At 72.0% G+C, this 11,785-nt stretch carries 9 protein-coding genes; 6 read left to right on the top strand and 3 right to left on the bottom strand.

Going from position 1 to position 11,785, the window contains the following annotated elements:
* Window positions 1-446 precede the first annotated feature (446 nt).
* The 3 genes from ACWGJO_RS27615 to ACWGJO_RS27625 form a co-directional block, all read right to left on the bottom strand.
* On the bottom strand, window positions 447-1,124 hold the full coding sequence (locus ACWGJO_RS27615) for an SMI1/KNR4 family protein (protein WP_452187798.1): 678 nt from the start codon (window positions 1,122-1,124) through the stop codon (window positions 447-449).
* Window positions 1,125-1,283: 159 nt separating this feature from the next.
* Window positions 1,284-1,664, bottom strand: a complete 381-nt coding sequence (locus ACWGJO_RS27620) for a hypothetical protein (RefSeq protein ID WP_452187800.1) — start codon at window positions 1,662-1,664, stop codon at window positions 1,284-1,286.
* Window positions 1,665-1,801: 137 nt separating this feature from the next.
* Window positions 1,802-5,062, bottom strand: a complete 3,261-nt coding sequence (locus ACWGJO_RS27625; RefSeq protein WP_452187801.1) for a DUF7617 domain-containing protein — start codon at window positions 5,060-5,062, stop codon at window positions 1,802-1,804.
* Window positions 5,063-5,265: 203 nt separating this feature from the next.
* Between ACWGJO_RS27625 and ACWGJO_RS27630 the strand changes: the two genes are divergently transcribed.
* The 6 genes from ACWGJO_RS27630 (at window position 5,266) to ACWGJO_RS27655 (ending at window position 11,647) form a co-directional block, all read left to right on the top strand.
* Window positions 5,266-5,643, top strand: a complete 378-nt coding sequence (locus ACWGJO_RS27630) for a GNAT family N-acetyltransferase (RefSeq protein WP_452187834.1) — start codon at window positions 5,266-5,268, stop codon at window positions 5,641-5,643.
* A gap of 190 nt (window positions 5,644-5,833) precedes the next feature.
* Window positions 5,834-5,926 carry an Ms4533A family Cys-rich leader peptide gene (locus ACWGJO_RS27635; protein WP_317620150.1) on the top strand — a complete coding sequence of 31 codons (93 nt, stop codon included), beginning with the start codon at window positions 5,834-5,836 and terminating at the stop codon, window positions 5,924-5,926.
* Between the two features lie 147 nt (window positions 5,927-6,073).
* Window positions 6,074-7,792 (top strand): ABC transporter substrate-binding protein, encoded by a 1,719-nt coding sequence (locus ACWGJO_RS27640; RefSeq protein ID WP_452187803.1) that lies wholly within the window; start codon window positions 6,074-6,076, stop codon window positions 7,790-7,792.
* Window positions 7,793-7,824: 32 nt separating this feature from the next.
* A complete protein-coding gene (locus ACWGJO_RS27645) occupies window positions 7,825-8,847 on the top strand; it encodes an ABC transporter permease (protein ID WP_452187804.1) in 1,023 nt (340 codons plus the stop codon).
* Entirely contained in the window at window positions 8,844-9,833 is a 990-nt protein-coding gene (locus ACWGJO_RS27650) for an ABC transporter permease (protein WP_452187806.1), read from the top strand. The genes ACWGJO_RS27645 and ACWGJO_RS27650 overlap by 4 nt, the downstream gene beginning before the upstream one ends.
* Window positions 9,834-9,949: 116 nt before the next feature.
* On the top strand, window positions 9,950-11,647 hold the full coding sequence (locus ACWGJO_RS27655) for an ABC transporter ATP-binding protein (protein ID WP_452187836.1): 1,698 nt from the start codon (window positions 9,950-9,952) through the stop codon (window positions 11,645-11,647).
* Window positions 11,648-11,785: the final 138 nt, after the last annotated feature.

The raw sequence follows: 11,785 nt of genomic DNA on the forward strand, positions 1-11,785 counted from the left end.
CACTCGCCAGCTCAGTCGTCGGCGCCGGCCGCACCTCGCCGGGGCGCCGCGGTGCCCGCTCTCGCCCCATGCGTACGCCCCTGAAACCTTGCCGGGCCCGGCCGGCGCGCCGGCCGCGATGCGGTGCGACGGGGAACGGTTCGTCCCCGTCCCCGTGAAGAGGGCAACTCCACGCCCCCGGCGACTGCCGACGGATCCTTCATCCGGCCTTCACGCCGTCTGCCCGGTCCGCTCCGCCCGTCGTGCCCGCGCCCCGGCGGGGGAGAAGCCGGAGCGGGACCATCGGGATCCGGCCAGGGCAGGGCTTTCGGGCGCTCCGTTCGGGTGGTGGGCCGGCCGAGGGCGCCCGCGTCCGGCCCGTCGCGGCGGGATGTGGCGGCGCGGTGCACGAGGATTGCCGCCCGATCCGGACGCGTCGCGCCCGGTGTCCGCCTCGCCGCGCCCGTTCACCGGGTTGCCGCTTCGCGTCGCTCCAGCCAGTCGAGGTACCAGGTGGCGAAGGTGTGGCGGTTCCCCCGCGCGTCGACGCACGGCTCGAAGGGCGGGTCGACCGCACAGTCCCGGTCGCGGAGCTCCCCGCGGTGAGGGCCGACGACGACGAGCCAGCCGGTCATCCCGCACCCGTTGTCGCTGATGTGGATCGCGCCCCGGCCGCGTTCCACGTGCCAGATCTCGTCGCCGGCGTCGCCGAAGACCTCGCGGTAGTCGTCCAGGCGGTTGGTGTCCCCGTCCCGGGCGGCGGGTCCATACCCGGCGGCGCGAAGGGTCGCGGTCTGCCGGTCGGCCCAGCCCTCCGTCTCGACGAACGGCCCGCTGGGGTCCAGCAGCCAGGGTTGGTCTTCGTCGTCGTCCCGGACCCATCCCCATGTCCCGTCGATCCGGCGCAGCGAGGTGAGGTGGAGCGCCGGTCCGGGACCGCCGGCCCCGACCTCCACCAGGAATGTGCGGTACTCGTCGGGGAGTGCGACGCCGAACTGGGTCTCGACCTCGGCGACGTCGGCGGGGGTCAGGGCGGGTTCGAACACCGGGTACCGGGACGGTCCGAGGCCACGGGTCCGACGCTCGGCCTCCTCCACCGCCATGACGCGTTCCCGGACTGACGACCAGTCCACCTGGGCGTTCATGGTTCTCCTGGTTCTTCCGTCGACGGCGAGCACGGACAATAGTGCTCGCCGCCGACATCGGAGCCCCGGCTCACCGCACCGGTCACAGGCGGAGAACCTGCGCCCCATCGACAGACCACCGACAGCGGTCGGCAGCGCCGGCCGAACCGCGCGCCCGTACTACGGCCGTGCCGGGAAGCTGTCGATGAACGCTTCGAGGCCTCCGGCCAGGTCGAGGGGCCGGAGATCCGTGTCGTAGTCGATCCACCGGACGACGGGGACCTCGGGCGCGAGGGTGTGCAGCACCGTGTGGATGACGGTCAGGGGTCCGGAGTGCGGCTCCCGGTCCTCGAAGGAGAACGTGCCTTGCCGCAGGTTGAACGACAGTTCCGCCAGGCGGCCGGGTTGGATCTCCGCGTCGATCTCCAGGAAGTTCTCGAACGCGCGGCTCATCGCGGCGTGCGGCCAGTGCCGCCGGACGCAGTCCTCCACCTGCTCGCCGGTGAAGGCCCATGGTCCGGCCTGAGCGCGGTCGGGGCTGACGTAGAAGGCGGATCCCACAGGGGTGCTCGTTCCTCTCGGTGGTGCGGGCTTCGGGTCCCCGGGCGGCGGGCGCGGGAGGTCCCGGTTCACGCGGTGGCCGGGGAAGAGAAACGTACCCGCCCACCGCCCTTCGGCCCGTCAGGGCCGGTTCGGGGTCAGCGCATTGCCCCGCCCGCCTCGACCAGGATGGGCAGCAGCCAATCGAGGTCGGTCATCGACGGATCGGTGGTGAGGTAGGGGAGGGTGGACGGCCAGGCCCCGATGTCGGGCTGGAGGTACGGGTTGCCGGTCCAGGGCTTGCCGTCGTGCGACCCGTGGCCGGGCTTGGGGTGGTGGCACTTGTCCTTCTCGCACGGTGGTTCGCAGCGGGCGAGGGCGGAGGACGGTGGAGTGGTCACCGGTGCGGTCCCCGCCGGGGAGCCCGGCGGGATGTAGGAGGCGGTGACCGTGTTGACGGTGTCCTCGCTGATCAGGCTGTGGCAGTAGAACGTCCTGGTCTGCCCTGCCGCCAGGTCGAACGTGCCGGCCGCCACCACGCAGGCCGGCTCCTGGGAGTCGTTCAGGGTGATGCCGGTCAGGTCCACGGTGCCGGTGTTGGTGACCGTGATCCGCCAGAAGGCCTGGCACTTGTCCGGGGCGCAGAGTTCCTCGGGTGCGTTCCCCTTGTGCAGGGTCGCCTCCTTGCCCCACGGCCCGGCGCCGCCCGCGCCGCAGTCGGCGGCGTTGTCGGACTGGCAGACCTCTTTGTCGACGCTCAGCGACGGGACGCCGGTGCCGCTGACGCTCACCGTGGCTTCGGAGGGGGGCGTGGTGACGGGGGTGCCGCCGGGGCCGGGGAAGGTGGCGGTGACGGCGTTGGTGGTGGTCCGGGTGATGCCGGGGAGGTTGCAGGAGAAGTGCTGGGTGGCGCCGGCCGCGAGGTCGAAGCTGCCGGCGGTGGTGGCGCAGGAGGGTGTGACGGGGTCGGTGAGGGTGATTCCGGTGATGTTGACGGTGCCGGTGTTGGTGACGGTGATGCGCCAGTAGGCGGTGGCACCCTGTGCGACGCTGGCGGTTTTGGCCCACGGGCCAGGACCGTTCTGGCCGCAGTCGGCCGGGTTGGTGGAGGTGCAGACCTCCTTGTCGATCGTCAGCATCGGCGTGCACTGGGCGCCGGGGGTCACCTGGAGGGTGACGGTGTTGGAGGTGACGGGCGGCTGGCCGTTGGTGACGGCGGACGCCTGGTTGGAGACGGCGGTGACGGAGCAGTCGGTCGCGACCGTGGTCTCGAAGCAGATCTGCGGTGCGTCGCCGACGAAGGTCACCTGCATCCGCGGGTGGTTGTCGGGGGTGAAGGACGATCCGTTGATCAGGGTGAGGTTGGCGATCACCTGGATCGGCGAGTCGCCGGTCGGGACGGACGAGATGTCCGCCGTTCCGGTGGCGGGGTCGAACGGGAAGGTGCCGATGGTCGTTCCGTCGGCTGCGAGCACGGTCACCGAGGAGTGGGCGAAGTCGACGGTCGTGGGGTCGATTCCGAGGAGGCTGACCGTTCCGTAGGACCTGATGTGCCCGGTGGCTCCGTCGCAGTAGTACGCGGAGGGGTTGATGGTGCCCTGGGCCTTGGTCTTCAGGCAGGGCGAGGCTCCGGTGACCGGGTCGATCGAGAACAGGTAGCCGGTGTCGCCGAGGCTGTACTTGCACTGGCCGTCGTAGGCGAAGCCGTACGGGCTGGTGTTGCCGCCGTTGACGTTGGGCGGGCCGTTGACGACGCCGTTGGTGCCGTACTGGGTGCAGGGGGCCTGGGTGTTCCAGTCGTAGCAGTACTCGGTGCTGTTGAGGGTCGGTGTGGTGCCCTGGTAGATCCAGAGCGGGAACTCGGTCTCCAGGTGTCCGTTGGGGGCGGTGATGGTCAGCGGCACCTGGAAGTTGGCCTCGCCGGGGGCGACGTTGGTGCTGAGCAGGGTCTGGAGTCCTGGGGGTGCGGCGACGGGGTTGCCCGTCAGGTCGAAGCAGACGACGGTGCCGACCGGCGGGTTGACCTCCTGGTAGACGCCGCCGACCGCCGTGCAGACGCCGGTGACGGTGCCCGCCGGGTCGTACATCTCGAAGACGTTGTCGGCCCGGGCGGGGGCGCCGCCGACCGGGGTGACCACGGTTTTGGGGGTGGCCCAGCCGGTGCAGGCGGCGTTCGTCGACGGGTCGAAGCAGGACATCACCGTCGGCAGCGGGGCCGGGGTGTTGTCGGTGACGTAGATCTTGCCGTCGATGACCCGCATGATGCCGGCGTAGTCGCCGCTGAAGGCGACCTGTCCCTCGTTGGGCGGCAGGCCGATGCCGAAGGTCCCGCAGGAGGCGTTGGCGACGGGGTCGTAGCAGAGGATCTCGCCGGTGCCGGAGACGGCGTGGATCAGCTGGTTCGGTGCCTGGACGACACCGCCCACGACCAGCCCGGTGCCGGTCTGGAGGGCGGTGAAGCCGCAGCTGGACTGGGCCTGGAGGTCGATGCAGCCGACGCCGATCACCCCGAGGGTGGTCCGGCTGATCGCGGCGTAGTAGAGCTTGGAGCCGAGCAGGACGTAGGTCGGGGTGCGGGTGCTGCCGAGGTCACCGGTGGTCGCTCCGGCCACGGAGGAGTTCAGTGCCTGGGGCCAGGTGGCGGGGGCCCCGCTCGGCGTCGGACAGGGGCCGTTGGTGAGCTGGTCGGTGCAGACCACACTGGCCGTGTTGGAGAACCCGTGGTGGTAGATGTTCCAGATCTCGGGCGTGGGGACGCCGTTGATCGTGGCGGTGTAGAGGATGGGGGTGAAGCCGTCGCCGCCGGTGGCGGTGTTGATCGGGGTGAACGGCGGCGGGATCTGGACCACCTGACCGGTCGCCGGGGAGGCGAGCATCGGGTTGGTCGCCTGGACGGCGTTGGTGGCGGCGCCCTGGTCGGTGCCGGAGAAGGTCGCACCGCCGTCGGTGGACCACTGCTTGTTGAAGCCGGGGGGTACCTGGAGCGAACCGGGCACGTAGGACTGGGTCTGAGGTGTGCTGCCCGGGCCGCCCTGGATCTTGTCGGTGACCGTGGTGCTGACCGGTGCGCCGTCCGGGTTGGTGGCGGAGACCACCCAGCGGACGGTGTCGCCGTGGGCGGTCCGGGTGGTGCTGCCGGTGGCGAGGTCGGTGCCGGTCTTCGCGAGGGTGACGGGCTGCTGACGGCCGCTGCGCCGGCTCTGGCCGCTGCCGGCCGGGGTGTCACCGACCGGGCCGTCGGCGGTCGTGGCGTGCGCGGTGCGATGGGTGGTCTGTGCCGCTGCGGGCGCGGCGAAGGAGGCGGACGCCGCCGCGAACGCGAGGAGGAGGGGCAGCGCGGTCCGGGTGAGGCGGCCGCGGAGCCCGACCGGTCCATGGCGTCTTCGCTCGCGTCCGTTGGTGGGTGGACAGCGCCTCATGACGATTCCCTTCGATCGGACGGTCCGGTGTCTGACGGTGCGCCGGACGGTGATGGTGACGGGGCAGAGCCTGTGCACGCAGCAAGGGGGCCGCTACCTTTGGTGACCGTACGGATGCAGTATCCCGTCTGAAAATCGGATAAAGAGTTTCAATATCGCCGAATGGGGACGTATTCACCCAGGCGTGTGCGGCGGAAACGGGCCTGACGGGTGTTCATCGCTCGGCCCGGTCCCGTGCGGAGGCTCCCTGCGCTCGGGTGGACGGCGTCCTGGCCGGATGGGTCCTCCTCGACCGCGACCCCTACCGGCTCGTCGGGCACTGGGGCACCGTCCGCCACCTCCAGACCCACCCGGACTTCCGCGGCCGCGGAATCGGATCCGCCCTCGTCCGCGAGCTCCGGAGGATCGCCCGCGACGAGCTCGGTCTGGAACAGCTGCGCCTGGCGGCGCGCGGCGGCGAGGGCCTGGAGGACTTCTACGGGCGGCTCGGCTGGCGCGAGATCGGACGCTGGCCCGAAGTCCTCCGGCTCGCTCCCCACGACACCCGCGACGAGGTCCTCATGATCCTCGCGCCGCTCTGATCGCTCCGATCGCCGAGGCGTTCGGGGCCCGCCGGGCGGCGGCGTGGTGCGACTCCGGCCTGTCCCCGCACGGGCCCGGGGATCCTCCGGAATCCCCGGGGGTCCGGGGTATCCATTTCGGTGTCCACCTGGTGGGCAGGTCGTAAGTGGAGTTTTGACATTCCGCTTAACTTCATACAGTCTTCTCGGCATGTCTGACCGTCACCCGATCGAGTGCGCCGCCATTGAGCTGGCGCTGATCGGCGTGGCCGCGCACTGCGTTTCCGACAATCTCTGTCGCTGAATCCGCCCTGCCCCGACGCGTTTTGCGGTGATCGCCGCATCGGGGCGTCGCCCCTCCCTGCGGGCGCGGTGCCGCTCACCCTTCCCGAAGCCTCACTGTCGCCCGCCTTCCTCCGTGCACCATCGGTAGCGAAAGGCTCCCTTTCCGATGTCTCGAACCACCTTCACCCCTCGCCGCCTCGCCACGGCGACCGTCACCGTCGCGCTCGTCGTCGGACTGGCGGCGTGCGGACCGAAGGCCGACGGCGGTGGTGGCACCGGCAAGGACGCCGCGCCGCAGCAGGGCGGCACCCTCACCGTCCTCAACCAGAACCCGCAGGACCAGTTCGACCCCGCACGGCTCTACACGTCCGGCGGCGGCAACGTCCCCTCGCTCGTCTTCCGCACCCTCACCACCCGCAACCGGGCCGACGGCGCGGCCGGCACCAAGGTGGTCCCGGACCTCGCCACCGACACCGGCACCCCCTCCGAGGGCGCCACCGTCTGGACGTACCACCTCAAGGACGGCCTGAAGTTCGAGGACGGCTCGCCGATCACCACCGCCGATATCAAGTACGGCATCGAAAGGTCATTCGCCCCCGAACTCTCCGGCGGCGCACCGTTCCTGAGGGACTGGCTGGTCGGCGCCGCCGACTACCAGGGCCCCTACAAGGACGGCCGCACCCTGGACGCCATCGAGACGCCGGACGAGAAGACCATCGTCTTCCGCCTCAACAAGCCCGAGGGCGACTTCCCGTACCTGGCCACCCAGACGCAGTTCGCACCCGTCCCGAAGGCCAAGGACACCGGGACGAAGTACCAGGACCACCCCGTCTCCTCCGGCCCCTACCAGGTCGTCAAGAACGAGAACGACGGCGCGCACCTCGTCCTCAAGCGCAACCCCAACTGGTCGGCGGCGACGGACGACCAGCGCAAGGCGTACCCCGACACCGTCGACGTGCAGTCCGGTCTCGACCCGGCGGTGATCAACCAGCGGCTCTCCGCCGGCACCGGCGCCGACGCGGCCGCCGTCACCACCGACACCAACCTCGGCCCCTCCGAACTCGCCCAGGTGAAGGACGACAAGGCCCTCGCCGCACGCGTCGGCACCGGCCACTTCGGCTACGTCAACTACCTGGCGTTCAACCCCAAGGTCAAGCCCTTCGACAACCCCAAGGTCCGGCAGGCCGTCGCCTACGCGATCAACCGCACCTCGGTCGTCAACGCCGCCGGCGGCTCCTCGCTCGCCGAGGCCGCCACCACCTACCTGCCCACCCAGGAGACCTTCGGGTACACCCCCTACGACCCGTTCCCGGCCGGTGCCACCGGAAATGCGGAGAAGGCCAAGGAGCTGCTGAAGGACGCCGGTTACCCGGACGGCCTGACCATCACGCTCACCCACTCCAGCGCCGTCGGCAAGGGCTACGGCCCGGACCTGGCCACCGCCGTCCAGGACGGCCTGAAGGCCGCCGGGATCACCGTCCAGCTGGAGGCCCTGGACTCCACCAGGTACTCCAAGACGATCCACACCGTCGACACCGAGCCCGGCCTCTTCCTCTCCGGATGGGGCGCCGACTGGCCCTCCGGCGGCCCGTTCCTCGCGCCCGTCTTCGACGGCCGACAGATCGTCACCGACGGCTACAACTTCAACTCCGCACAGCTGGACGACCCGTCGGTGAACGACGAGATCGACCAGATCAACAAGATCACCGACCACGCCGAGGCCGCCAAGCGCTGGGGCGCCCTGGACCAGCGCATCGGTGACCAGGCGCTCACCGTCCCGCTGTTCCACCCCGTCTACAAGCGGCTGTCCGGCAAGGATGTCCGCAACATCGTCATCAGCGACTGGACCGGCGTGCTCGACATCTCCCAGGTCGCGGTCAAGTAGCGGTCGGGAACGGACGGATCGGTCAGACAACCATGGCTCCACAGGAACCCAGCGCCGGGGAGGCCCGCGCGGCCTCCCCGGCCGCCGGGGGACGGCAGGTGTGGCGGCGGCTGCTCGCGCGGCGCGCCGCCCTCGCCGCCGGCCTCGTCATCGTCCTGCTCGCCCTCGTCGCGGCGGCGGCACCGCTGCTCAGCGCGCTCGAAGGCCAGGACCCCACCAGCTACCACAACGACCTGCTCGACTCGGCGGCCGGCGGGGTGCCCACCGGCTCCTTCGGCGGCGTCAGCGCCGAGCACTGGCTGGGCGTCGAACCCGGCACCGGGCGCGACGTGTTCGCCCGGCTCGTCCACGGCGCCCGGATCTCGCTGCTCGTCGCCGTCGGCGCCACCCTCGTCCAGGTCGCGATCGGCGTCCTGCTCGGCCTCACCGCCGGCCTCGGCAACCGGCTGCTCGACCAGCTGATCGGCAACACCACCGAGGTGATGCTCGCGTTGCCCTCGCTGGTCTTCGCCATCTCGCTGATGGCGGTCGTGCCCTCCGGATTCCCCCGCCCGCTCCTGCTGACCCTGGTCATCGGGCTGCTGGGCTGGGCCGGCACCTCGCGGATCGTCCGGGCGCAGACACTCAGCCTCCGGCAGCTCGACTACGTCGCCGCGGCCCGGCTCGCCGGCGCCACCCGGTGGCGCATCGCACGCCGGGAACTGCTGCCCTCCCTGGCGGCGCCGGTCATCACCTACGCGGTGGTGCTGCTCCCGTCCAACGTGATCGCCGAGGCCGGGCTCTCCTTCCTCGGCGTGGGCGTCAAGCCGCCGACCTCCTCCTGGGGCCAGATGCTCTCCGGCGCGACCACCTGGTTCCGCGCGGACCCGACGTACGTGCTGCTGCCGTCGGCGCTGCTGTTCGTCACCGTGCTCGCCTTCACCGTGCTCGGCGACGCCGTCCGCACCGAGCTCGACCCCCGCGCGGCCTCCCGGCTGCGGGTCGGCACGGCGCGGGGCGGCGCCGGTGCGGCGACCGCTGGTTCTTCGAGCGGCGCCGAGGAGGCCACCGCATGACCCGCTTCCTGCTCCGCAAGGCCGTCGGCATGCTCGGCGTCCTGCTCGCCCTCTCCCTGATCGTCTACGCGGTCTTCTACATCGCCCCCGGCGACCCCGCCCAGCTGGCCTGCGGCGAGAAGTGCAGCCCCGCCCAGGTTGCCCAGGTGCGCGAACGGCTCGGCCTCGACGCCCCCGTCCACCTGCAGTACGCCCACTTCCTCCAGGGCATCGTCGCCGGCCGCGACTTCAGCGCCGGCACGGGCCTGCTGCACTGCCCGGCGCCCTGCCTGGGCGTCTCCTACCGCAGCGGCGAGCAGGTCACCGACATGATCACCGCCCGGCTCCCGGTCACGGCCTCGCTCGCGCTCGGCGCGATGGTGCTCTGGCTCATCCTCGGGGTCGGCACCGGGCTGGTCTCCGCACTGCGCCGGGGCCGGCTCAGCGAGCGCCTGCTGACCGGCCTGACCCTGGCCGGCAGCTCCATCCCGGTGTTCATCATCGGGCTGGTGCTGCTCATCGTCCTGTGCGCCCAGCTCCAGTGGCTGCCGTTCCCCAGCTACGTACCGCTCACCGAGGACCCCCAGCAGTGGTTCTGGGGCCTGCTGCTGCCCTGGGTCTCGCTCGCCCTGATCGAGTCCGCCAAGTACGCCCGGCTGACCCGCTCGTCCATGCTGGAGGCCCTCGCCGACGACCACATCCGGACTTTCCGGGCGTACGGCGTCAGCGAGCGGCGCCTGGTGACCCGGCACGCGCTGCGTGGCGCGCTCACGCCGGTGATCGCGCTCACCGCCATCGACCTCGGGACGATGTTCGGGTCCGCCGTGCTGACCGAGTCGCTCTTCGGCCTCCCGGGGCTCGGCAAGCTGCTGGTCACCTCGGTCGGCCTGATCGACCTGCCGACCGTCGTCGGCCTCACCCTCGTCACCGGGTTCTGCGTGGTCCTCGCCAACGTCATCGCGGACGTGCTCTACGCGGTGTCCGACCGAAGGGTGGTCCTGACGTGAGCGCCGAACCGCTGGGCGTCGAGCGCCTGGTCGCCAAGGCTCCGAGTCCCGAGTCTCCGGGTGTCGAGTCTCCGGGTGCCGAGGCACGGGGTGTTGAGTCACCGGGTGCCGAACCCCTGGTCGACGTCCGGGACCTGGTCGTCGACTTCCCGGTCGGCGACGGCCATGTGCGCGCCGTCGACGGCGTGGGCTTCATCCTGGAGGCCGGACAGGCACTCGGCATCGTCGGCGAGTCCGGCTCCGGCAAGAGCACCGTCGCCTACGGACTGCTCGGCCTGCACCGCGGGACCGGAGCCCGGATCGGCGGCACCGTCCGGGTCGCCGGCGTGGACGCCGTCACCGCCGAGGGCACGGAACTCCGGCGCCTGCGCGGCGGACTGGCCGCCATGGTGTTCCAGGACCCGCTCTCCGCGCTCGACCCGTACTACGCGGTGGGCGACCAGATCGCCGAGGTCGTCCGGGTCCACCGGGACGTCTCCCGCCGGGACGCCCGGGCCCGGGCCGTCGAGGTGCTCGACCGCGTCGGCATCGCCGACGCGGCCCGCCGCTCGCGCTCGCGCCCGCACGAGTTCAGCGGCGGCATGCGCCAGCGGGTGCTGATCGCGATGGCCCTGGCCTGCGAGCCGCGGCTGCTGGTCGCCGACGAGCCGACGACCGCGCTGGACGTCACCGTCCAGGCCCAGATCCTCGACCTGCTCCACGAGTTGCGCGCGGAGACCGGGGCCGGGCTGGTCCTGGTCACCCACGACCTGGGCGTGGTCGCCGGGAGCGTCGACCGGGTGCTGGTGATGAAGGACGGCCGGGCGGTGGAACACGGCCCGGTCACCGAGGTGCTGGGAGCTCCGCGCGAGCCGTACACCCGCGCGCTGCTGTCGGCGGTGCCCCGGGTCGACGCGCCCGGCGCTCCGGACGTCTCGACTGCTCTGGCCGGGACGACCGTTTCGGTCGGGACGGCCGAGCCGGCCGAGCCGGCCGGGGGAGAGGTCCTGCTCGAAGCCACCGACCTGCGCCGGGAGTTCGCCACCCGGGGCGGCCTCACCCGGCGCGCCGCTCCCGTCACCGCCGTGGACGGCGTCTCGCTCACCGTGCGGGCCGGCGAGACCCTGGGCATCGTCGGCGAGTCCGGCTCCGGAAAGACCACGCTCGGGCGGATGCTCGTCCGGCTGCTGGAACCGACCGGCGGCCGGCTCCACTACCGCGGCCGCGACATCGGCGCGCTCGGGGAGAAGGAACTGCGCCCGCTCCGGCGGGAACTGCAGATGGTCTTCCAGGACCCGGTGTCCTCGCTCAACCCGCGCCGCTCCATCGGGGAGTCCGTCGCCGACCCGCTGCGCATCGCCGGCGAGAGCGACGAGCGCCGCATCCGCGCCCGGGTCGGCGAACTCCTCGAACGCGTGGGGCTCGACCCGGACTGGTACCACCGCTATCCGCACGAGTTCTCCGGCGGCCAGCGGCAGCGGGTCGGCATCGCCCGGGCGCTCGCGCCCCAGCCGCGACTGATCGTCTGCGACGAACCGGTCTCCGCGCTGGACGTCACCACGCAGGCCCAAGTGGTCGAGCTGCTGGGCGAGTTGCAGCGCGACCTCGGCCTCGCGCTGGTCTTCATCGCCCACGACCTCGCGGTGGTCCGGCAGGTCAGCGACCGGGTCGCCGTGATGCGGGCCGGACGGATCGTGGAGCAGGGCGACGCCGACGCCGTGTACGACTCGCCCCAGCACGCCTACACCAAGGGCCTGCTGGCCGCCGTACCCGTGCTCGACCCGGTCGAGGCGACCGCCCGACGCCACGCCCGACTGGCAACCACCGGAGCCTGACCGACCCCCTGGCCCCGGGCCGGGGCCCCCCCCCCCGGGGGGGGGGCGGGCGGGGATTGCGGTGCCTGGGGGCGCCCACACACACCCCCCCCCGGGCGGGCCCGGGGCGGGCGGGGAGAGGGGCCGAAGCGCGCCCGC

The organism is Kitasatospora sp. NPDC054795 (assembly GCF_053611565.1).